Here is a 22,844-nt window from a genome sequence, read left to right as displayed (position 1 = left end):
CTCCCCCAACCAACGCTTCATGCTCCCGGGTTCCTCGTCCGGTGTGAACCGGGCGAACCCGTCAGCCGCGCTGACCCGGATGAATATACGCACGGGTCTCGTCGCAACGCAAAACCCCTGGACACGCGCCTTTCCTGGGGGCGCGCGCCCGCCTGAACCACCGCATTCGCCCGCCTGCGCACCCGCGCATCCGCGCTGGTAGTGTGGTGAACATGAGTTACCTGGTCAGCCGGACCGGGATACGCGGACTCGTCGGCGGCACTCCCCTGGTGCGCCTCGACCGCCTCGCCTCACCCGACCCGTCCGGCAACCGTCCCCCGTCCACCCCGCGCCACCGCATCTGGGCGAAGCTCGAGGGCCTCAACCCCGGCGGCAGCGCGAAGGACCGCACGGCGGCCGCGCTGCTCGACGCCGCGCTGGCCTCCGGCGCCGTCGCTCGCGGCGGCCGCGTCGTCGAGTCGAGCTCCGGCAACCTCGGCGTCGCGCTCGCCCGCGAATGCGGCGTCCACGGCATCGACTTCCACTGCGTCGTCGACCCGCGGTCCAACGAGCAGACCGTCGCCGCCATCCAGGCGCTCGGTGCGACGGTGCACCTCGTCGACGCGCCGGACCCGGAGACCGGCGACTGGCTGACCGCCCGCCGCGCCCTGGTCGCGCAGCTGCTGACGGAGATGCCGGACGCGGTGACGCTGGACCAGTACTCCAACCGCGCCGCGTTCGCCGCGCACCGGGAGACGATGCGCGAGGTCGTCGAGCAGGTCGGCCGCGCGCCCGACCGGCTGCTCGTCGCCGTCAGCACCACCGGCACGCTCGGCGGCTGCGTCCGCCACCTGCGCGACATCGGCGCGACCACCCACGTCACGGCCGTCGACGCGGAGGGCTCCGTCCTCTACGGCGGCGACCGCGGCGAGCGGCTGCTGCCCGGCTTCGGCGCGGGCATGGTGCCGGAGCTGTCGACGCTCACCGACGCCGATCGCGTCGTCCGCGTCGGCGTCGCCCCGGCCGCGGCGGCCGCCCGCGTGCTGGCGCGCCGGGAGGGGATCCTCGCCGGCGCCTCCGGCGGTGCGGTCGTCGCCGCGCTGCTGGATTCCCTCTGCTCCGGCGGCACCGCGGAGGCGGACGTCGGGTTCGGCGACCGCGACGGGGGCACCGACACGGTGCTCATCCTGCACGATTTGGGCAATGCCTACCTGGACACGATCCACGACGACGACTGGGTCCGCGAGCGCGTCGGCGCCGCGGCGAACGAGAAGGAGGACGAATGGGCGCATCTGTGGACGCCGTGACGGAGACGGCCGCGCGCGTCGCGATCGTCGGCGCCGGCCCCCGCGGGCTGCACGCGGCCGAGGAGCTGCTGGCGCGGGCCCGGGCCCACGGCGTCGCGGTGCGCGTCGACGTCTTCGACGGCAACGCCCCTGGTTCGGGCTCGGCCTACGACCCGGCCCAGCCGGCGCATCGCCGCATCAACGGCCGCTCCTCGATGGTGCGGACGCACCTCGGGTCCCTCGACGACTGGCGCCGCGCCCGCGGCGAGTCCGGCGACCTCGATCCGTTCCCGCCGCGCCGCCTGGTCGGCGCGTTCCTCCGCGAGTCGTGGGATGCGCTGCTCGCCGGCGCCGGCGGTGCGCTGCGGCTGGTGCCGCATCGCGTCACCGGGCTGCGCCGCGAGGGGCCGCGGTGGGTCATCGGGCGTGACGACGCCTCCCGCTCCCCCGCCGACGCCTACGACGAGGTCCTGCTGGCCACCGGGCACGCCCCGACGTGGCCGGGAGCGCTGGACGCCGGCGACGCGCCCGGCGCCGGCGAGGTGCTGCACGTCTACCCGGGCACGCCGCTGGACGCGGTTCCGGCCGGCGCATCCGTGGCGGTGCGGGGTGCGGCGCTGACGTTCGTCGACGCGGCGCTGGACCTCACGGCCGGCCGCGGCGGCGTGTTCCGCCCGGCCGGAGCGGCCGGGGGCGCCGACGGTGTCGACGGGTCCCCTGCCGGCGCCGCGACGCACCTGGTCTACGAGCCGTCGGGCCGCGAGCCCGCGGTCATCCGCCCCTGGTCGCGGTCGGGCCGGTTCATGCAGGTCAAGGCGGACCCGCGGAGCGATCTGGCGGGCGTGCGGTCCGATGGCATGGAGTTCCACGACGCCGCCATCCGCGACGCCGCCGACGACGCGGCGTTCCGCGACGCGCTGGCCGCGGCGGCCTCGGCGCTGCTCGACGCGGCCCTGGAGGGCTACGACGGACCGGACGCCCAGGACGGCCCGGCCACCGCGAATCCCGCCGCCCGCCCGCTGTCCGCCGGCCCGGAGCGCGACGCCGCCATCCGCGCCGTGTTCGACGGGACCGACGGCGACGGCGACGACCCCGTCGAGGCGCTGCGCCATTCGCTGGCCGTCGCCGCGGGCGAGGCGCCGCCGGACGTGCGCTGGGCGGTCGGCCACGCGTGGCTGACGCTCTACCCGGCGATCGTGTGGCGCTCCTCCGGGCCGCGCCGCGCCTCCGTGCCCGGGTTCGCGCAGCTGGCCCGAACCCTCGAGCGCGTGGGCTTCGGCATCATCCCGTGGAGCGCCGCGCGCATCGTGGCGCTGGCCGACGCCGGGATCGTCGACGCCTCCGCGATGACGGCGGGCGCCCCGGAGGCCGACGCCGCCGTCGACGGCGTCCTCGCCCCCGCGGGCCTCGTGCCCGGCACCCTCGCCCACGGCCTGGCCGCGCAGCTTGCGGCCGGCGCCGGCGACGACCCCGACGCGCCCGGACCCGCCCCCGCCGACCTCGTCGACGCCCTGTTCACCGACGCCACCGCGGCCGACGGTTCGACCGCGCTGCCGGGCCTGTCCGTCGCCGGCCGGGACGCCGACGCGGTGCTGCCCGGCGCCGACACCCTGGACCGGACCCTGCACGGGGTCGTGCGCAGGTGGGCGGGGCGCGTCGTCACGCGCATCGCGGCGGCCGGCGCCGGCGCGGAACCCGCGCGCCGCGCGGAGGCGACCATCCCGCTGACCGGGCGGCTGGAGCCGTGGTCGCGGCGGCTGATCGCCGACCCCGCGCGGTGCTCGGCGATCCTCGACGCGCACTCCTCACCGGTGAACGTCCTGCGTCCCGCGCCGATGCTGCGCAACGCCGCGGAGCTGGTCGACGCCGGCGCCGACGAGGGCGTCGACGTCCGCGTCTTCTACGCCCGCAAGGCCAACAAGGCCGTCGCGTTCGTCGACGCCGCCCGCGACGCCGGCCACGGCATCGACGTCGCCTCCGAGCGGGAGCTGCGCCAGGTGCTGGACCGCGGCGTGCCGGGAGAGCGCATCATCCTGTCCGCCGCCGTGAAGCCCGACCGGCTGCTGGAGCTGGCGGTGCGGAACGACGTGACGGTCTCCGCCGACGGCGTCGCGGAGCTGCGCCGCCTCGCCCGCATCGCCGGGGCCGCCGGGACGCGGGTGCGCGTCGCCCCGCGGCTGGCGCCGGACCCGGCGACGCTGCCGCCGACCCGCTTCGGCGAGCGCCTGGCGACGTGGGCCGCCGCCCTGCCCCGGCCCGCCGACGCGCCCGTCGACGTCGCCGGCGTCCACGTCCACCTGCACGGCTACTCCGCCGATGACCGCCGCCTGGCGCTCGGCGAGGCGCTGGCGCTGACCGACGCCGCCCGCCGGCTCGGCCACCGGCCGCGGTTCGTCGACATGGGCGGCGGCGTGCCCATGAGCTACGTCGACGACGGCGACCAGTGGGCGCGCTTCCTCGACGTCCGCGAACGCATCGCCGCCGGCGACCCGGAGGTCACCGGCGAGGCGGTGACGTGGAAGGACGACCCGCTGCCCGTCATCTACCCCTTCCACCAGTCGCCGGTGCGCGGCGGGTGGCTGCGGTCGCTGCTCGGGGGCGACGTGCGCGTCCCGGAGATGCGTGACGACGGAACCCCCGGCGCCCCGGCGGCCGACGCGGAAACCGCGGCGGCGGCGCTGCGCCGGCGCGGTCTGCGCGTGCACCTGGAGCCCGGCCGATCGCTGCTCGACGGCTGCGGGGTGACGCTGGCGCGGGTGGCGTTCCTGACGCACCGCAGCGACGGTCTGCCCCTGGTCGGCCTGGAGATGAACCGCACCCAGTGCCGGACGACCGCGTCCGACATCCTCGTCGACCCCGTGCTCGTGCCCGCGGCGGAGGCGGCGGACGGCGATGCCGGCGCCGCCGACGGCGATGCCGGTGCGGCTGCCGCGGACGCGGGCGCGGGCGGGTCGTGGGCCGCGGCCGGCGGCGACGGGGCCCTGGCGTGGCCGCCCGGCTCCGAGGGATTCCTCGTCGGCGCGTACTGCATCGAGGACGAGGTCATCGTCCGCCGGCGCCAGCGCTTCCCGGGGGGCATCCGCGTCGGCGACGTCATCGCGCTGCCGAACACCGCGGGCTACTTCATGCACATCCTGGAGAGCGCCTCGCATCAGATCCCGCTGGCGGTCAACGTCGTGGACCTGACGACGGGCGACGCGGACCCGTCCGGCAAGCCCGAAGACTTGACGGACGCCGACGATTCGGAGGCGCATCGCGAGGAGGCCGGCGCGGAGCCGCAGGGCGCCGGCGCAGAAGCCGATGCCGCCACCGGCGTCACGGTCGACCTCATCGACCGCTGACGCCCACGGCGCCGGAGACGACGACCCGCCCCGCAGACCATGCGGGGCGGGCCGTCCGGCGTCCGGCGGGGAGGCCGCGCGGGTGCCGTCGTCACGCGAACAACGCGCGCACCCGGTGCGCGGGCACTACCCGGTGACGCGCACGCCGGCGAAGTTCTTCTTGCCGCGGCGCAGCACCAGCCAGGTGCCGTGCAGCAGATCGGAGTCGGCCGGCGCCCACTCCTCGTCGGAGATGCGCTCGTTGTTGACGTAGGCGCCGCCCTCCTTGATGGTGCGGCGCGCCTCGCCCTTCGACTTCGCCAGGCCCGACGCCACCAGCAGATCGACGATCGTGCGCGGATCGCCGGCGCCGACCTCCGCGACCTCCGTCTCGGAGACCGCCGACGCCAGGGTGCGCTCGTCGAGATCCGTCAGCTCCGCCCGGCCGAACAGCGCCTGCGCCGCCAGCTCCACCGCGCGCGTCGCCTCCTCGCCGTGCACCAGCGTCGTCATCTCCTGCGCCAGGCGGCGCTGCGCCTCGCGCTTGAACGGGCGCTCGGCCACCGCCTCCTCGTACTCCGCGATCTCCTCGCGCGTCAGGAACGTGAACCAACGCAGGTAGTCGACGACCACCGCGTCACCCGCGTTGATGAAGTACTGGTACCAGGAGTACGGGCTGGTCAGCTCCGGATCCAGCCACAGCTTGCCGCCGCCGGTGGACTTGCCGAACTTCTTGCCCTCCGCGTCCGTCACCAGCGGCACCGTCAGGCCGTGGACCTTCTCGCCGTCGACGCGGCGGTTCAGATCGACGCCCGAGACGATGTTGCCCCACTGATCGGAGCCGCCGATCTGCAGGCGGCAGCCGTACTCCCGGCGCAGGTGCAGGAAGTCGTTGGCCTGCAGCAGCATGTAGGAGAACTCCGTGTAGCTGATGCCGTCGTTCTCCAGGCGGCGCTTGACCGTCTCGCGGTCCAGCATCGTGTTCAGGGAGAAGTTCTTGCCCAGGTCGCGCAGGAACTCCACCACCGACATCGACGCCGTCCACGAGGCGTTGTTCACCAGCAGGCCGCGGCCCTCGCCGAAGTCGATGAAGCGGCGCAGCTGCCCCTCGATCGCCTCGACGTTCGCCGACAGCGTCTCCTCGTCCAGCATCGAGCGCTCGCCGACGTCGCGCGGGTCGCCGATCATGCCGGTCGCGCCGCCCGCCAGGGCGATCGGGCGGTGACCCGCCTCCTGCAGGCGCTTCAGGATGATGAGCGGCACCAGGTGCCCGGCGTGCAGCGACGACGCCGTCGGGTCGAAGCCGACGTAGGCCGTCAGCGGGCCCTTCTCCGCCTCCTCTCGCAGGGCGTCGAGATCGGTGGACTGCGCGATGAGGCCGCGCCACTGCAGTTCGTCGATGATGTTTCCGTTGCTCACGGTGGCCCATCGTAGCCGCGGGCCGCGCCGCCGCAGGCCGCGGGGGCACGGCGGGCGCGCCGCGGCCGGCTCAGCCCTCCCCGTCGGCCCGCGGATGCGCCCGGTACGCCGAGACCCGCTCGCCGTCCAGCCACAGCCGCCACGGACGCGCCGACGCCCGCCGCAGGCCCACCCGCGGGCCCTCGAGCACGACGCGCTCCCCCTCCGGCGGCGGCAGGAGGCGGACGCGGGAGGCGTCGTCGAGCAGATCCGCGCCGTAGTCGGCGAGGGTGACCCCCAGCGCCTCCGCGACGTTGCCGGGACCCGCCGACAGGCGCGCGGCCGGCACGTCGCCGCGGCGGGCGCGGACGACGCCGGCGCCCTCGTCGACGCGGACGGCGCGCAGCAGCACGCCGCCGCCCGTCCCGTCCGGGCCGCACGTCACGTTCGCGCAGTGGTGCAGCCCGTAGGAGCGGTAGACGTACAGGTGGCCCGGCGGGCCGAACATCACCGCGTTGCGGGCGGTGCGCCCCGGCCACGTGTGCGCGCCCGGGTCCGGCCACGGCGACTCCGCGGGACCGCCGTAGGCCTCCACCTCCACGATGGCGGCGACGACCCCGTCGCCGGGCACGGCGAGGCGGGCGCCGAGCAGCGCCCGCGCCGCCTCCGGCGGGGACTGCGACAGCGCCGCGTGCAGGGGATGCGCGGTGCGGAGAGAGAGGCCGGCGGGGGCGCCGGGCGCGTCGGGGCCGGCCGGGCCGGCCGCACCGGTCGGGCCGGGCGCGCCGTCCCCCGGCGTCACTTCGCCCAGTCGACGGCCTCGTCGGACAGCAGCACCGGCACGCCGTCGTCGATGCGGTAGGCGATGCCCAGGCGCGGGTTGACCAGCACCTGATCGTCCTCCCGGTACTCCAGCGGACCGTGGTCGCGCGGGCAGGCGAGGATCTCCAGCAGCTTCGGATCGAGGCTCATGCGGGCCATCCTAGCCGTCCGCCGGGTCCTCCCCGGCCATCCGCGAAATCCGCAGCAGATCCTCGACGCCGGTCGACCCGGACGCCGCCTCCAGGGCGCGGGTGCTGACCTCCAGGCGGCCGAGCGCATCGTCGGCCATCGCGGCGCGCACCTCCGCCGCCTCCTCCCGCAGCAGCCCGACGTGGCGCAGGAACTCGCCGTTGGCGGTGCGGCCGCGGAACTCCCGGTCGCGCATGTCGGAGGCGATGTCCAGGTAGGCCTCCGCCGCCTCCGGGAGATGCGTGACGACGATGCCCTCGATCGCCGCCCGGTGGCGCAGCACCGCGTCCAGCCGCGGCTTCGCGTCCCGGTACCGGTCGAACAGGCCGCGGAGCTCCCGGCGCAGCAGCCGGTCCAGCAGGCCGCGCTTCTCCTGCAGGTTGCGGGGTCGAGTTCGTCGATGACCGCGCGCAGGGCGGTGAGGTCGTCGGCGACGTGCCGCTGGCCCGACGGGTCCGTGCCGCCGCGGGCGCCGGCGAGCGCCTGCTCGGGCCGCTCGATCATGCGGGCCGCGGTCTCGGCGGCGGAGCGCATCTCCGCGGCGCCGAGCGTCGCGACGTGGGAGACGACATCCCGGAACTCCGGCGACCGCGGGTCCCGGTCGGCGGCGGCGCGGGCGAATCCCGCGGCGATGCCGCCCAGCTCGTCGACGCGCGCCGGCGGCAGCGGCATGAGCGCCCCGACCTGGCGCGGCTCCACCGCGGCGACCGGCGCCGGCGGGGCCAGGCGCAGCGGCTCCGGCGCGGGAGCCGGCGCAGGGGCGTGGGCGTGTCCCGCGGCCGCGCCCGCCGCTGCGTCGGGGGCCGGTGCGGCTATGCGGGCGGAGGGGTCGAACGGGTCGGTCACGGGGTCCTCCGGGGTCGGGTGCGGTCGGGTCTGCGGTGGCGGGGTCAGCTGATGCCGGGGTCGTCGACCGCCCCGTCGTCGTCGCGCGGCGGGGGCGCGGCGCCGAAGCGGGCGGCGACGCCCTCGATGAGCGCCTCCAGCGTCGCGTGGTCGGGGGCGTCGACGGCGGTGATGACCTCCGGGGTCGGGGCGATGCCGTGGGCCTCGAGCTCCTCCCGGAGCAGCGCGCCGTCGTAGGGCCGGAACCCGTGGCGCGCGGCGAGGCGCTGCAGCTCCGGGTCCTCGGCGAGCAGGCGGGCGAGTCCGTCGCCCTCCTCCGTGAGCGACACGGCGGTGTGCGTCGACTGGATGGTCGGCTCGGGGTACATGAGCACCATCTCGTCGGTCATGGACGCCTTCCCGCGCTCGTCCATCGAGCGGCCGAGGAACTGCGACTCGTAGATCATCACCATCGGCTTCGAGCCGATGCCCTGCGACACGTAGTCGCGGAACGGCCCGGCCGACGACGACTGGGCGTAGCCCTGCCCGACGAAGAGCGGGGCGACCTCGTCGACGGCCGCCTCGATCTGCGCCGGGCCGGTGACGACGCCGCCGCCGTTGGCGACCCAGCTCATCAGCGCCAGGTACATCGCCGCCGAGTTCGAGGTGCGCACGTCGGTGCTGCTGATGCGGATCTCCGACGGCGACGGGTAGACGCCGTCGGCGCCGGGCAGGTCCCGCCAGCGCCGGCCCTCCGACGTCAGCTCCAGGTAGGCCTGCATGTCGATGCGCCAGTGCCCGTCCGCGCCGCGGCTCGCGACGCCCTCGCGCTCCAGCAGCTCGGCGATGGGCGTCCAGGAGGCGACGACGAGCGGGGAGAAGAACGGCGAATGCGCCCCGACCTCGTCGACGCGCTCGCGGATGCGGTCGGCGGCCGGCGCCGACGACGGGAACGCCAGGTCGTAGGACGACAGGTCGACGTCCGCTATCTCGCGGGACCCCGCGGTGTCGACGGAGACCTCGTAGCCGCGGTCCCGCAGGACCTCCGTGACCTCCGCGTCGTCGAAGAACGGCTTCTTCTCCGAACCGATGACGGCCTTCACGACGGTGACGTCGCCGCCCCCGGATCCGCCGTCGCCGCGTCCGAGCCACACGGCGGCGCCGATGACGGCGACGAGCACCACGGCGAGGACCGCGAACAGGCCGCGACGGCCTCCGGAGCCGGAGCCTCCCCCGGATGTGCCGGTGGCGGACGTGATCGCCGTCGACGGAGTGGACGAGCTCATGGATTCCTCCTCGCGTGCGGGGCCGCCGTCACTGGTACGCCCTGATTTCGGTGAAGATGTCCGCCATCGGCGTGGTCCGCGCGTCGAAGACCTTGCCGCCGGTCATCTCCGCGACCCGCTGCATCGACGCCTCGTCGGATTCGCCGTAGAGGATGACGAACACGGGGATGTCCTTCACGTGCGGCGGCAGGCCCTCGTGGAAGGCGCGGAACTGGTCCTCGCCGAACCGCACCGTGTTCGCGCCGTCGCCATGAGGACGATGGAGGGGATGCGGTTGCCCAGGTCCTCCCGCTCGAGGATCCGGTAGGCCTCCGCCAGCGCCGGGAACAGGGCGGTGTTGCCGCCGACCGCCATCCCGGTGACCATCCGGCTGAGCTCGCGCCTGCGCTCGGAGTCGCCCGGGTCCAGCTCCACCGTGACGGGTTCGCCGACCCCGCCGCCGAAGGTGAGGAACGTCGTCTTCGCCCTCTCCGCCAGGCGCGGGAGGCCGAGCCCCTCGCCCGAGTTGATGATCCGCAGCAGCGCGGTCTGCAGCGACTCGATCCCCTCGCCCTCCATCGAGCCGGAGGTGTCCAGCGCGTAGACGGACCGCGGCGCCGGCCGGAACTCGTCGGAGTAGCGGCCGAGCAGGAGGGAGGCGACCTCCTGCCGCGCCGGGAACGGCATCTCGAATTCGATGCGGCCGGCGTCCCCGCCGCCGGCGGACGTGCGCCGCTGCGTGGTCTCCGCGATGGTCCACTGCTGCGGTTCGTCCAGGAGCCACCGGGTGAGCTCGTCGACGCGCCCCCCCCGGTCCTCCGGGGAGGCGGAGGCCAGCGGCGACAGCGGGTAGTCGGCGGTGACGACGCCGTCGGCGGGGACGAGGACCTCCAGGCCCAGGCCCGGGTCGCTGAGCAGCACCGACTCGTAGTTGATGAGCGCGTCGGCGTGGCCCCGGCCCTCGCGGAACCTGTCGCTCAGCCACCCCGAGGAGCCCGCGGTCATCGACTGCGCGGCGAAGGACCGGGCGAGGTCCGGCGCCACCCGGTCGATGTCCTACTCCGTCAGCGCGTTGCCCGTGTCGGCCAGGGCGGTCGCGGCGCTCACGAGGGCGGAGAAGCCGGAGTTCGACGTCAAGGGGTCGGTCATGCCGAAGCGCAGCTTCCCGTCCGCGGCGGCGTCGACGAGGTCGCGCCACGTCGGCGGGGCGTCGCGTGACCAGCCGAGGTCGCGGGCCACGTCCGGCGTCACGCCGATGGCGACGGGCGACGACGCGATGGACTCGCCGCCGGCGAGCACGTCCCGCTCCCCCCATCAGGTCCAGGTACCGGTTGGTCGGGAACCACGTCGCGGCGAACGGCGCGCCGTCCACGTCCGCGGCCCCGGAGCCGACGTGCTGGGACGCCTCCAGGGTGCCGCCTGCGTGGACGAACTCGACCCGGAAGGGCAGGTCCTCCGCCGCCTGCTCCAGCACCGGCGCCATGTCCGCCAGCTCGGTCGCGGCGAGGATCCGCAGCACCGGCTTGTCGTCCGTTCCCCCGGCGCCGCAGGCCGCGGCGAAGGAGAACATCACGGCGACCGCCGCGGCGCGTCCCGCAGGTTCCGCCCGCCGGCCCGCAGCGGGTCCCCGCGTGGCCCGCGGGAGCGTGACGACGCTCCCCTCCCGCGGGATCGGCGACGGCCCCGGCCCTCCCCTTCCGGGGCGGGTCCGGGGCCGTGTCAGCCGGCGCGGCGGCGCGGCCGGCGGGCCGGGATCGGGGCCGCGGGCCGCGCGGGTGCCGTCGTCAGGCGCGCACGGGGGCGGTCGCCCACGCGCGGGCCTCCGCGGAGGCCTCCTCCACGCGGCCGAGCTGCTCGGCGACGCGCGGGCCGGCGGTGCCGCCGCGCGTGTCGCGGCTGGCGACGGCGCCGTCGACGGTGAGCACCTCGCGCACCTGCGGCGTCAGCGCCTCGTGGACGCCGGCGAGCTCCTCGTCGGTGAGCTCGTCGAGGCCCACGCCGCGGGACTCGGCGATGCGCACGCACTGGCCGGAGGCCTCGTGGGCGACGCGGAACGGCACGCCCTCGCGCACCAGCCACTCCGCCAGGTCCGTCGCGAGCGTGTAGCCCGCCGGGGCGAGCTCCCGCATCCGGTCCTCGTGGAACGTCAGCGTCGCGGTGAGCCCCGTCATCGCCGGCAGCAGCAGGCGCAGCTGCTCGACGGAGTCGACGATCGGCTCCTTGTCCTCCTGCAGGTCGCGGTTGTACGCCAGCGGCTGCGCCTTCAGCGTCGCCATCAGGCCCGCGAGGTTGCCGATGAGGCGGCCCGTCTTGCCGCGGGTCAGCTCCGCGACGTCCGGGTTCTTCTTCTGCGGCATGATCGACGAGCCCGTCGACCACTCGTCGGCCAGCGTGACGTAGCCGAACTCCGGCGTCGACCAGGCGATGATCTCCTCCGCCAGGCGGGACATGTCGACGGCGATCTGCGCCAGCACGAACGCCGTCTCGGAGGCGAAGTCGCGGGAGCTCGTCGCGTCGATGGAGTTGTCCGCCGCCGAGTCGAAGCCCAGCTCGTCGGCGATGGCCTCCGGGTCGAGGTGCAGGGACGAGCCGGCCAGCGCGCCCGAGCCGTACGGGCTCACCGCCAGGCGGCGGTCCAGGTCGCGCAGGCGCTCGACGTCGCGCAGCAGCGGGTGCGCGTGGGCCAGCAGCTGGTGGCCCAGCAGCACCGGCTGCGCCGCCTGGAAGTGCGTCTTGCCCGGCATGATCGCATCCGGGTGCGCCTTCGCCTGCGCCGACAGCGCGTCGACGAGGTCCAGCACGCCCTCCGCGATGGCGCGGATGGCGTCGCGCACCCACATGCGGAACAGGGTGGCCACCTGGTCGTTGCGGGAGCGGCCCGCGCGCAGGCGGCCGCCGACCTCAGGGCCGACGCGGTCGATGAGGCCGCGCTCCATCGCCCCGTGGACGTCCTCGTCGGACGGCTCCGGGCCGAACGCGCCGGAGGCGACGTCGGCGCCGAGGCGGTCCAGGCCGTCCAGCATGGTCTCCAGGTCCCCGTCGGACAGCAGCCCGCGGGAGTGCAGCACCTTCGCGTGGGCCTTCGACGCCAGCACGTCGTACGGCGCCAGCACCCAGTCGAAGTGCGTCGACTTGCTCAGCGCCGCCATCGCGTCGGCGGGGCCGCCGGAGAAGCGGCCGCCCCAGAGCGACCCCTCGTTGGTGCCGTGTTCCTCGATGCCAGTGGCCACGTGGCCTCCTCCTTGCTCCCTTGCTCCGTGCCGGTCGCCGGCGTCTACAGGTTGAAGTCGCGCTTGGCGGCGATCTTCGAGGACAGGCCGTGCAGCTCGACGAAGCCGCGGGCCAGGGTCTGGTCGAAGGTGTCGCCCTCGTCGTAGGTCGCCAGGTTGAAGTCGTACAGGGACTTCGTGGAACGGCGGCCGTTGACCCAGCAGTTGCCGGCGTGCATGACCATGCGGACGTCGCCGGAGACGTTCTTCTGGGACTCGTCGATGAAGACGTCCAGGGCGCGCTTCAGCGGGGAGTACCACAGGCCGTCGTAGACCAGGTTGGACCACTCGCCCTCGACGCCGCGCTTGTAGCGGGCCAGCTCGCGCTCGACGGTGACGTCCTCCAGGCCCTGGTGGGCGGTGATGAGGGCCATCGCGCCCGGGGCCTCGTAGATCTCGCGGGACTTGATGCCGACGAGGCGGTCCTCGACCATGTCCAGGCGGCCGACGCCCTGGGCGCCGGCGCGGCGGTTCATCTCCTCGATGACCTCGAGCATCGACATGCGCTGGCCGTCGACGGCCACCGGCACGCCGTCCTCGAACGTGATGATGACCTCGTCCGGGGAGTTGAAGTTGAGGGTCGGGTCCTCGGTGTAGGCGTAGACGTCCTTCGTCGGGGCGTTCCACAGGTCCTCGAGGTAGCCGGTCTCGATGGCGCGGCCCCACAGGTTCTGGTCGATGGAGAACGGGGAGGACTTGGACTGCTCGATCGGCAGGTCGTTCTTCTCGGCGAAGGCGATGGCCTTGTCGCGGGTCCACGCGTAGTCGCGGGCCGGGGCGATGATCTTCAGGTCCGGGGCGGTGTTGGCGAAGCCGACCTCGAAGCGGACCTGGTCGTTGCCCTTGCCGGTGCAGCCGTGGGCGACGTGGGTGCCGCCGTGCTCCTTCGCGGCCTCCGCCATGTGCTTGACGATGAGCGGGCGGGACAGGGCCGACACCAGCGGGTACTGCTTCATGTACAGGCCGTTGGCCTTGATGGCCGGCAGGCAGTACTCCTCGGCGAACTCGTCGCGGGCGTCGACGACGACGGACTCGACCGCGCCGCAGTCGAGCGCGCGCTGGCGGATGGTCTCCAGGTCCTCGCCGCCCTGTCCGACGTCGATGGACACGGCGACGACCTCGGCGCCGGTCTCCTGCTTCATCCACTCGATGGCGACGGAGGTGTCCAGGCCGCCCGAGTAGGCGAGGATGACGCGATCAGTCATGGTGTTCTTTCTCCTTGGTGTGGGTTGTGTCGTTCGGATTCTACTGGGTGCATCCGTCGTCCGGACGCCGGACGCCGTCCGCCAGGCGGCGGGCGAGCTCCTCGCCCGTCATCGGCTCCCGCGCCAGGCACATGATGGTGTCGTCGCCGGCGATGGTGCCGGCGATCTCCGCCAGCCCGGCCCGGTCGATGACGCCGGCGAGGTACTGCGCCGCCCCGGGCGGGGTGCGCAGCACGGCGATGCCGCCGGAGTGGTCCGTCGAGACGAGCAGCTCCGCCAGGACGCGGCGCATGCGGGCGACCGCTCCCCCGCCACCGGCGGGCTGGGCCCCGTCGTGCTCCACGAGGTAGCGGCCCGTGCCGTCGGCCAGCCGCACCTTGCGGGCGCCGAGCTCGTCGAGGTCGCGGCTCAGCGTCGCCTGCGCGATGTCGATGCCCTCGTCGGCGAGCAGCCCGGCGAGCATCGCCTGGCTGGTGATCTCGTGGCGGGCGAGGATGTCGGCGATGCGCGCCTGGCGGGCGGTGCGGGAGGCGTGCTGCTCCTCCCGCCCGGGGCGGCTCACCGGTCCCCCTGGTGCTCGAGGAGCCACGCCAGCAGCGCCTTCTGGGCGTGCAGGCGGTTCTCCGCCTCGTCGAAGACCACGGAGCGGGGGCCGTCGATGACCTCGGCGGTGACCTCGTTGCCGCGGTAGGCGGGCAGGCAGTGCAGGAAGATGGCGCGGTCGGCGGCCATGCCCATGAGCTCCTCCGTCACCTGGTACGGCAGGAAGGGGGCGCGGCGGTCGCGGCCGTCGTCCTCCTGGCCCATGGACACCCAGGTGTCGGTGATGAGCGCGTCGGCGCCGGAGGCGGCCTCCGCCGGGTCGCCGGTGACGGTGACGGAGCCGCCGGTGCGCTCCGCGATGGCCTCCGCGCGCTCGACCCACTTCGCCTGCGGCCGGAAGCCGTCGGGGGCGCAGATGACGACGTGCATGCCGGCGGTGGCGAAGCCCAGCAGGTAGGAGTTCGCCATGTTGTTGTCGCCGTCGCCGAAGTAGGCGGCCTTCATGCCGCGCAGGCCGGCGGGCCCCTCCTCCGGGCAGAGCTTTTCGACGATGGTCTGCAGGTCCGCGAGGATCTGGCAGGGGTGCAGGTCGTCCGACAGGGCGTTGACGATGGGCACCGTGGCGGTCTCGGCCATGTCCTCCAGGTTCGAGTGGGCGTAGGTCCGCCACACGATGGCGGAGACGAAGCGGCTGAGCACCGCGCCGGTGTCCTGGATGGTCTCGCCCTTGCCCAGCTGGGAGCTGCCGGAGTCGACGACGATGGCGTGGCCGCCGAGCTGCGCGATGCCGGCGTCGAAGCTGAAGCGGGTGCGGGTCGAGGTCTTGTCGAACAGGACGGCGACCGACTGCGGCCCGGCGAAGGTGTCGCGCGAATAGGGCTCGCGCTTCAGCTCCGCGGCGAGCTCGAGGACCTCCGCCTGCTCGGCGGGGCTCAGGTCGTCGTCGGCGAGGAAGTGACGGGGCATGGTGGTCGGTTCCTTTCGGGGCGGCCCGGGGCGGGCCGGTCGGCGGGGTCGCGGGGCGCGGCCCCGCCTGCGGTCGGGCGGGGCGTCAGCCGGCGGCGGGCGCGCCGTCGGCGGCGTCGGCCGCCTCCGTCAGGCACGCGCCGACCAGGCGGACGGCCTCGTCGATCTCGTCGTCGGTGAGGTTCAGCGGCGGCACCACGCGGATGACCGACGGCTGCGGGGCGTTGAGGATGACGCCGTTGCGGTAGCCGGCGTCGACGGCGCCCTTCGCGATGGGCGCGTCGAGCACGAGGCCCAGCATGAAGCCGCGGCCGCGGACGTGGTCGACGTGGTCGAGCGCCGCGAGCTTGCGGGCGAAGACCTTGCCGACGCGCGCGACGCGCTCCACCAGCTTCTCCTCCTCCAGCACGTCCAGCACCGCGTTCGCGGCGGCGCAGGAGACGGGGTTGCCGCCGAAGGTGGTGCCGTGGGAGCCGGGGCGGAACAGCGTCGCCGCCTCTCCGCGGGCGACGACGGCCCCGAGGGGCAGGCCGCCGCCGAGGCCCTTGGCCAGGGTCATGATGTCCGGCACGACGCCCTCGTGGCGGTGGGCGAACCAGTCGCCGGTGCGGCCGATGCCGGTCTGCACCTCGTCGACGATGAACAGCACGCCGTACTTCGCCGTCAGCTCGCGGACCGCGCGGAGGTAGCCCTCCGGCGGGGCGATGACGCCGGTTTCGCCCTGGATGGGCTCCAGGATGACGGCGGCGGTGTTCAGCGGGTCGGACTCGATGGCCTTGGTGAGGTACTCGATGTCGCCGTAGGGCACGAACTCGACGCCGGACGGCATCGGCTCGAACGGGGCGCGCTTGTCCGGCTGGCCCGTCATCGCCAGGGCGCCCATGGTGCGGCCGTGGAAGCCGTGGTTGGCGCTGATGATGCGGCGGCGGCCGGTGAGGCGGGCGAGCTTGAACGCCGCCTCGTTGGCCTCCGTGCCGGAGTTGCAGAACATCACGCGGATATCGTCGCCCTCCCCCTCGGCGCCGCCGCCGGAGGTCGCGTCGTCGCGCCACCCAGTGAGGGCGATGAGCCGCTCGGCGAGCCGCAGCGGCTGCTCCGCGCCGAAGATGTTGGAGACGTGGCCGAGGGAGCCGATCTGCTCGGAGACCGCGGAGACGATCGCGGGGTGGGCGTGGCCGAGGACGTTCACGGCGATGCCGGCGAGCAGGTCGAGGTACTCGTTGCCCTCGACGTCGGTCAGCCGCGGGCCGCGGCCGGAGGCCAGCTCGATGCGCGGCGTGCCGTAGTTGTCCATCAGCGCCCGGCCGTAGCGGCCGGCGAACTCGGTGTTGTCCGTCATGTGGGCGTCCTCCCGGTGGTCGGTGTGGTCGGTCGGGTCGGTCGGTTCTGTCGGTTCGATCTGTTCGGTGTGTTCCGCGCGTTCCGCGTGCACGTTCCGCGCCGTCCGCGCGGTCCGGACGAACCGCGCGGGGGCGGTCAGTCGTCCAGGCGGTACACGGTGCCGCCGAAGCCGTCGCCAGCGTCGGGGCGCTCCTCGTGCGGCAGCACCATGGTGCCGATACCGCCGGAGGTCAGCAGCTCGAGCAGCACGGAGTGCTCCTGGCGGCCGTCGATGACGTGGGCCGCGTTGACGGTCGACTCGACGGCGCGCAGGCACGACTCCATCTTCGGCACCATGCCGGAGTCGAGCGTCGGCAGCACGTCGCGCAGCGACGCCGTGTCGATGCGGGATACCAGCGAGCCGCGGTCGGGCCAGTCGGTGTACAGGCCCTCGACGTTGGTGAGGATGACGAGGCGCTCGGCCTCCAGCGCCGTCGCCAGCGCGCCGGCGGCGGTGTCGGCGTTGATGTTGTAGACCTCCCCGTCGGGGCCCGGGGCGATGGTGGAGACGACGGGGATGCGGCCGTTGTCGATGAGGTCGCGGATGCGCTCGGCGCGGACCTCGGTGATGTCGCCGACGAGGCCGATGTCGGTGGGCACGCCGCCGATGTCGACGAGGCGCTTGCGGGCGGTGAACAGGCCGCCGTCTTCGCCGGAGATGCCGGAGGCGTACGGGCCGTACTGGTTGATGAGGCCGACGAGCTCGCGGCCGACCTGGCCGAAGAGCACCATGCGGACGACCTCCATGACCTCCGGCGTCGTGACGCGGAAGCCGCCGCGGAACTCGCCCTCCATGCCCAGGCGGGACAGCATGTCGGAGATCTGCGGGCCGCCGCCGTGGACGACGACGGGCTTCACGCCGACGGTGCGCAGGAACACCATGTCCTGGGCGAACGCCGCCTTGAGGCGGTCGTCGACCATGGCGTTGCCGCCGTACTTCACCACGACGATGCGGTCGCGGTAGTGCTGCAGCCAGGGCAGGGCCTCGGCCAGCACGTGGGCGCGATGCGCGGGGGTGAGGTCGCCGGTGAGCTCGCCGGCGAGCTCGGGGCGGGAGGTGCGGGGGCTGGAGGACACGGGTCCGCCGTCCTTTCGGTCGGTGCGGGGCCCGGATCGCGGCGGCGATCCGGGGCGCGGGTCAGGAGGAGTACGCGGAGTTGATGTGGACGTAGTCGTGCGACAGGTCCGTGGTGCGGATGGTCGCGGAGCCCCCGTCGCCGGTGCCGAGGTCGACGACGACGTCGATGTCGGCGCCGGACAGGTCGACCTCGCGGGCGTCGGGCGTGCCGGTCGTCCTCTCGCACACCATGTGGCCGTTGAAGCTGACGGAGATGTTCTCCGGGTCCATGTCGACGGGGGCGACGCCCACGGCGGCGAGGACGCGGCCCCAGTTGGGGTCGGAGCCGAACATCGCGCACTTGAAGAGGTTGTCGCGGCCGATGATGCGGGCGGCGGTGAGCGCCTGCTCCTCGCCGCCCGTGCCGGTGACGGTGACGGAGACGCGCTTGGTGACGCCCTCGGCGTCGGCCTGCATCTGGGCGGCGATGTCCTCGCACACCTCGCGCACCAGGCGGTCGAGCTCCTCCTGGGAGGGCGTCACGCCGGAGGCGCCGGAGGCCATGATGAGGCAGGTGTCGTTGGTGGAGGTGGAGCCGTCGACGTCGAGGCGGTTGAACGTCATCTCGGAGGCGCCGGCGATGGCGGCGTGCGCCATCTCCGGGGTGATGACGGCGTCGGTGGTGATGACGGCCAGCATGGTCGCCAGCGACGGGCTGATCATGCCGACGCCCTTGCCCATCGCGCCGACGGTGAAGCCCTCGCCGCGGGCGACGGACTGCTTGGCGGTGAGATCCGTGGTGCGGATGGCGTCGGCGGCGGCGTAGGCGGCGTCGGGGCCGTCGCCGAGGGCGGCGACGAGCGGGTCGACGCCGGCGAGCAGCACGTCCATGGGCAGGCGGTCGCCGATGAGGCCCGTGGACGCCACGGCGACGTCGGAGGCGTCGCAGCCGAGGGCGGCGGCGACGGCGTCGCAGGTGGCGCGGGCGTCGTCGATGCCGGCGGCGCCGTTGCAGGCGTTGGCGTTGCCGGAGTTCAGCACGACGGCGCGGACGGCGCCGTCGGCGACGTGCTCGCGGGTGACGGTGACCGGGGCGGCGACGACGCGGTTCCGGGTGAACGTCGCGGCGGCGACGTGCTCCGGGCCGTCGTTGACGACGAGCGCGAGGTCGGGGTTGCCGGACGGCTTGATGCCGGCGGTGACGCCGGCGGCGCGGAAGCCGGCCGGGGCGGTGACGCCGACGGGCGCGGCGTCGGGGGCCGGCGCGGAGGTCATGGCGCCGGCGCCGCCGGTGGCGGCGTCGGTCGGCGCGTCGAGGGCGCCCCCGGCCGCGGCGGCGCCCGCCTGGGCGGCGCCGGCGGTGGTCTGGTCGATGTTGTCGGTCACGGTGCTACTCCCGCCTGCGGAAGGCCCGCCGTCTCGTCGAGGCCGGCGATGAGGTTCATGCACTGCACGGCGGCGCCGGCGGTGCCCTTGGTGAGGTTGTCGATGGCCCCGGTCACGAGCAGGCGGCCGGCGCGCTCGTCGACCTCGACCTGCAGGTGGACCATGTTGGAGCCGAGGACGGACTGGGTCTGCGGCTGCAGGCCCTCCGGCAGCAGCCGGATGAACGGCTCGCCGTCGTAGGCCTCCGCGTAGGCCGCGCGGGCGGACTCGGCGGTGACGGACGCGTCGGCGAGCGGCGCGGTGATCGTCGTCAGGATGCCGCGCGAGGTGGGCGCGAGCACGGGCGTGAAGCTGACGGACAGGTCCGGGGCGTACGGCGTGAGGTTCTGGATGAACTCGGCGGTGTGCCGGTGGGCGCCGGAGGTGTTGTAGGCGCGGAGGTTGCCCATGACCTCGGAGCCGAGGAGGCCGACGGAGGCCTTCTTGCCGGCGCCGGAGGTGCCCGTGACGGACACGACGGTGAGCTCGGGCTTCACCAGGCCCGCGGAGAGGGCGGGCAGGGCGGCGATGGTGCCGCCGGTCGGGAAGCAGCCGGGCACGGCGACGCGGCGGGTGCCGGCGATGGCCTCGCGGCCGCCGGGCAGCTCGGGGATGCCGTAGGTCCAGGTGCCGGCGTGCTCGGAGCCGTAGTAGCGCTCCCACTCCCCCGCGTCGCGGAGGCGGAAGTCGGCGCCGCAGTCGATGATGGCGGGCGGCTCGGTGCCGGCGTCCGCGGCGGCCTGCTCGAGGGCGGCGGCGATGGCGCCGGAGTGGCCGTGGGGCAGGCCGAGGAAGACGACGTCGTGGCCGGCGAGCACGTCGGCGGTGGTGTCCTCGATGACGCGGTCGGCCAGCGGCGACAGGTGCGGCATGATGTCGCCGACCCGCTGGCCGGCGTTCGACGCGCCGGTGAGGGCGCCGATGGTCAGTTCCCCGGACAGGTGGGCCGGGTGGCCGAGCAGCAGGCGGAGGATCTCGCCTCCGGCGTAGCCGCTGGCTCCGGCGACGGCAACGGAAATGGTCATGGCGGCCATTGTGCACCTTTATTCATGGCGTCGCAAACTATTCACCGCGTCGGCGCGTCGCGGTTCCGCGCGCCCCGTTCGCGCGGACGGTCCCCGATTCTACTCCCCCTCGCGTGACGACGGCCCCCGCGCCGCGCGTGCCCCGCGCGTCGTGCGCGGGCCGCGTCCGCGCGTCCCCCGCCTCCCCGCGTGACGACGTCCCCCGCGCGCCGGAGCCCCGGGCGCGGCTCCACGCGTGACCGCGTCCCCGCACGCGGCGACGCCCCGGGCGCCGGGCCCGGGGCGTCGTCACGCGATGGATGCCGGGAGGACCCGGCGCCGCGTCAGGCGCGCAGCTCGGCGCCGTGGCGCTCCTGCGCCAGGGCGATGGCGGCGCGGCGGCCCTCCGAGGCCTCGTCCTCCGTCAGCGTCCGGTCCGCGGCGCGGAAGCGCAGCGCGAACGTCAGGGAGCGGCGGCCCTCGCCGACGGCGTCGGAGCGGAACACGTCGAAGATGCGGATGGACTCCAGCAGCTCGCCGGCGCCCTCCCGCAGCGTCTCCTGCACCGCGGCGGCCGGCACGTCGTCGGCGACGACGAGCGCGACGTCCTGGTGCACCGCCGGGAACGGGCTGAGCACCGGCGCCGGCAGGTTCTCCCGCAGCGGCAGCGCGTCGACGTCCAGCTCCATGGCGCACGTGCGCTCCGGCAGGCCCATCTCGCGCAGCACCTGCGGGTGCAGCTCGCCGGCGTGGCCGACGACGCGGCCGTCGACGGACAGCGCGGCGCAGCGGCCCGGGTGCCACGGCAGGTGCTCGGCGTTGGCCAGCTCCAGCTCGACGCCGGCGGCGCGGGCGACGACGCGGGCGGACTCGATGGCGTCGGCGACGCCGTAGGCGCGGCCCGGGCCCCACGGGGTGTCCAGCTCGGCGCGGCCGCAGGCGATGGTCGCGACGTGCAGCGGCTGCTCCGGCAGGGAGTCAAGCAGCTCGCGCAGCTCCTCCGGGGCCGGGCGGCCGGCGGTCGACGGCATCGGGGACCGGCCCTCGCCGCGCGCGACGGTGACCTGCTCGACGCCGTAGAGCGACAGGTCGACCTGGCCGCGGGCGACGTTGCGGCGCACCGCGTCCATCATCGCCGGCAGCAGGGTGGTGCCCAGCTGCGCGGAATCGGACTCGAGAGGGTTGACGACCTTCACGGTGGCGCGGCGCGGGTCGTCCGCGTCGAGGCCCCAGCGGTCGAAGACGTCGTTGGCGGTGAACGGCGTCGGCAGGATCTCGAGGTAGCCGGCGTGCGCCAGGGCGTGGCCGATGGCGCGGCGGCGCAGCTGGCGGTCGGTGAGGCCGCGGCCGGCCGGGGCGACCGGCAGGACGACCGGGATGTCCTCCAGGCCCTCCAGGCGCAGCACCTCCTCCACCAGGTCGGCCTTCATGGTCAGATCGGTGCGCCAGGTCGGCGGGGTGACGGTCAGCTCGCCGTCGTCGTCGCCCTCGACGGCGCAGCCGACCTCCTCGAGGCGGGCGCGGGTCACGCCGGCCGGGTAGTCGACGCCGGCGACCTCGCCGGGCAGCGACGCGGGGATGACGATGGGCTGCGGGGCCGGGGCGTCGCCGACGAGGGTGCGGCCGGGCTCCGGGGCGCCGCCGCCGTAGCGGGCCAGCAGGTTGCAGGCCAGGTCGAGGGCGGGCTCGACCAGGGCCGGGTCGACGGAGCGCTCGAAGCGGCGGGAGGCCTCGGAGGACAGCTTGTGGCGGCGGCCGGTGCGGAAGGTGCGCAGCGGCGACCACACGGCGGCCTCGAAGACGACGTCGGTGGTGTCGTCGGCGATCTCGGAGGTGACGCCGCCCATCACGCCGGCCAGCGACTGGATGCCGGAGTCGTCGCAGATGACGACGTCCTCGGGGTCGAGCTTCCGCTCGACGTGGTCGAGGGTGGTCATGGTCTCGCCGGCCTCCGCGTTGCGGACGACGAGGCCGCCGGAGACGCGGGCGCCGTCGAAGGCGTGCATCGGCTGGCCGAGCAGCATCATGACGTAGTTGGTGACGTCGGTCGGCAGGTTGATGGAGCGCTGGCCGGCGGCCAGCAGGCGGCGGCGCATCCACCACGGGGTGCGCGCGGCCGGGTCGACGCCGGTGACGCGGCGCAGGCCGAAGCGCAGGGCGTCGGTCTCCGGGCGGACCTCGAGGTCCAGCACGGGCGCGTCGGTCGGGGCCTCGCCCGCACCCGCGGTCGCGGGGTCCACGAAGTCGAGGTCGAAGGCGGAGGCGATCTCGCGGCCCAGGCCGCGGGCGGACAGCGCGTAGCCGCGGTCCGGGGTGATGTTGACCTCGAAGATCTCGTCGTCGAGGCCGAGGAAGGCGCGGGCGTCGGCGCCGATGGCGACGGCCTCCCCCTCGCCGTCCGGCAGGGACGTCTCGTCCTCGCCGAGGGTGAGGATGCCGGCGGACTGGTCGGCCAGGCCGAGCTCCGCCTCGGAGCACATCATGCCCTCGGAGACCTTGCCGTAGGTCTCGCGGGCGGAGATCTCGAAGCCGCCCGGCAGGACGGTGCCCGGCAGCGCGACGACGACGATGTCGCCCTCGGCGAAGTTGCGGGCGCCGCAGATGATGTTCTGCGGCTCGCCGGTGCCGTTGGCGTCGCCGACGTCGACGGAGCAGTAGCGGATGGGCTTGCGGAAGCCCTCGAGCTCCTCGATGGAGGCGACGCGGCCGAACACCAGCGGCCCGGTGATCGCCGGCATCGGCTCGTGGCCCTCGGTCTCGAAGCCGACGCGGACGAAGCCCTCGTCGAGCTCGTCCGGGGTGACGGACCACCCGGGGGCGGCGGCTGCGGCGACGTCGGTGACCCACGACTGGGAGATGAACATTCTTTTCCTTCTGCTGCTGGTTCGCTGGGTGCTGTGCGGGGGTCGCG

General features: G+C 74.7%; 19 protein-coding genes. 2 read left to right on the top strand and 17 right to left on the bottom strand.

Features of this window, described 5'->3' with window-relative positions; translation table 11 throughout:
- Positions 1-212: 212 nt before the first annotated feature.
- Positions 213-1,286 (top strand): pyridoxal-phosphate dependent enzyme, encoded by a 1,074-nt coding sequence (locus tag QQS41_RS09930; RefSeq protein ID WP_448852533.1) that lies wholly within the window; start codon positions 213-215, stop codon positions 1,284-1,286.
- On the top strand, positions 1,262-4,606 hold the full coding sequence (locus QQS41_RS09925) for an FAD/NAD(P)-binding protein (protein ID WP_448852532.1): 3,345 nt from the start codon (positions 1,262-1,264) through the stop codon (positions 4,604-4,606). Before QQS41_RS09930 ends, QQS41_RS09925 begins: the two co-directional genes overlap by 25 nt.
- Positions 4,607-4,732: 126 nt before the next feature.
- On the opposite strand, the gene tyrS is transcribed toward QQS41_RS09925, so the two are convergent.
- From tyrS to pheT, 17 genes are all read right to left on the bottom strand, one after another.
- Positions 4,733-6,004 carry a tyrosine--tRNA ligase gene (gene tyrS, locus QQS41_RS09920; RefSeq protein WP_448852531.1) on the bottom strand — a complete coding sequence of 424 codons (1,272 nt, stop codon included), beginning with the start codon at positions 6,002-6,004 and terminating at the stop codon, positions 4,733-4,735.
- Positions 6,005-6,074: 70 nt separating this feature from the next.
- On the bottom strand, positions 6,075-6,680 hold the full coding sequence (locus tag QQS41_RS09915; RefSeq protein WP_448852567.1) for a DNA-3-methyladenine glycosylase: 606 nt from the start codon (positions 6,678-6,680) through the stop codon (positions 6,075-6,077).
- Between the two features lie 101 nt (positions 6,681-6,781).
- Positions 6,782-6,955 (bottom strand): Trm112 family protein, encoded by a 174-nt coding sequence (locus QQS41_RS09910; RefSeq protein ID WP_448852530.1) that lies wholly within the window; start codon positions 6,953-6,955, stop codon positions 6,782-6,784.
- Positions 6,956-6,965: 10 nt separating this feature from the next.
- Positions 6,966-7,277, bottom strand: a complete 312-nt coding sequence (locus QQS41_RS09905; RefSeq protein WP_448852529.1) for a hypothetical protein — start codon at positions 7,275-7,277, stop codon at positions 6,966-6,968.
- A 607-nt stretch (positions 7,278-7,884) separates the two neighbouring features.
- Positions 7,885-9,105 (bottom strand): hypothetical protein, encoded by a 1,221-nt coding sequence (locus QQS41_RS09900; RefSeq protein WP_448852528.1) that lies wholly within the window; start codon positions 9,103-9,105, stop codon positions 7,885-7,887.
- A 28-nt stretch (positions 9,106-9,133) separates the two neighbouring features.
- Positions 9,134-9,283: a hypothetical protein gene (locus QQS41_RS09895; protein ID WP_448852527.1), complete on the bottom strand. Its 150-nt coding sequence runs from the start codon at positions 9,281-9,283 to the stop codon at positions 9,134-9,136.
- A complete protein-coding gene (locus QQS41_RS09890; RefSeq protein WP_448852526.1) occupies positions 9,280-10,128 on the bottom strand; it encodes a vWA domain-containing protein in 849 nt (282 codons plus the stop codon). The genes QQS41_RS09895 and QQS41_RS09890 overlap by 4 nt, the downstream gene beginning before the upstream one ends.
- 12 nt (positions 10,129-10,140) lie before the next feature.
- A complete protein-coding gene (locus QQS41_RS09885) occupies positions 10,141-10,383 on the bottom strand; it encodes a hypothetical protein (protein WP_448852525.1) in 243 nt (80 codons plus the stop codon).
- A 485-nt stretch (positions 10,384-10,868) separates the two neighbouring features.
- Positions 10,869-12,302, bottom strand: coding sequence for an argininosuccinate lyase (gene argH / locus QQS41_RS09880; protein WP_448852566.1), 1,434 nt, complete (start codon positions 12,300-12,302; stop codon positions 10,869-10,871).
- A gap of 56 nt (positions 12,303-12,358) precedes the next feature.
- On the bottom strand, positions 12,359-13,558 hold the full coding sequence (locus QQS41_RS09875; RefSeq protein ID WP_448852524.1) for an argininosuccinate synthase: 1,200 nt from the start codon (positions 13,556-13,558) through the stop codon (positions 12,359-12,361).
- A gap of 40 nt (positions 13,559-13,598) precedes the next feature.
- On the bottom strand, positions 13,599-14,120 hold the full coding sequence (locus tag QQS41_RS09870) for an arginine repressor (RefSeq protein WP_448852523.1): 522 nt from the start codon (positions 14,118-14,120) through the stop codon (positions 13,599-13,601).
- Entirely contained in the window at positions 14,117-15,067 is a 951-nt protein-coding gene (gene argF / locus QQS41_RS09865; RefSeq protein WP_448852522.1) for an ornithine carbamoyltransferase, read from the bottom strand. Before argF ends, QQS41_RS09870 begins: the two co-directional genes overlap by 4 nt.
- Before the next feature lie 85 nt (positions 15,068-15,152).
- Complete coding sequence (locus tag QQS41_RS09860) at positions 15,153-16,406, bottom strand: acetylornithine transaminase (RefSeq protein ID WP_448852521.1); 1,254 nt, start codon at positions 16,404-16,406, stop codon at positions 15,153-15,155.
- Positions 16,407-16,543: 137 nt separating this feature from the next.
- Entirely contained in the window at positions 16,544-17,524 is a 981-nt protein-coding gene (gene argB, locus QQS41_RS09855) for an acetylglutamate kinase (RefSeq protein ID WP_448852520.1), read from the bottom strand.
- Positions 17,525-17,585: 61 nt separating this feature from the next.
- Positions 17,586-18,779 carry a bifunctional glutamate N-acetyltransferase/amino-acid acetyltransferase ArgJ gene (gene argJ, locus QQS41_RS09850; RefSeq protein ID WP_448852565.1) on the bottom strand — a complete coding sequence of 398 codons (1,194 nt, stop codon included), beginning with the start codon at positions 18,777-18,779 and terminating at the stop codon, positions 17,586-17,588.
- A 107-nt stretch (positions 18,780-18,886) separates the two neighbouring features.
- Positions 18,887-19,954: an N-acetyl-gamma-glutamyl-phosphate reductase gene (gene argC, locus QQS41_RS09845; RefSeq protein ID WP_448852519.1), complete on the bottom strand. Its 1,068-nt coding sequence runs from the start codon at positions 19,952-19,954 to the stop codon at positions 18,887-18,889.
- Between the two features lie 323 nt (positions 19,955-20,277).
- The gene (gene pheT / locus QQS41_RS09840) at positions 20,278-22,797 is read right to left on the bottom strand and encodes a phenylalanine--tRNA ligase subunit beta (protein WP_448852518.1); all 2,520 of its coding nucleotides are present in this window, start codon (positions 22,795-22,797) and stop codon (positions 20,278-20,280) included.
- Positions 22,798-22,844: the final 47 nt, after the last annotated feature.

It is taken from the genome of Corynebacterium sp. 335C, assembly GCF_053525695.1.
This window is presented reverse-complemented; position numbering and strand designations above follow the sequence as displayed.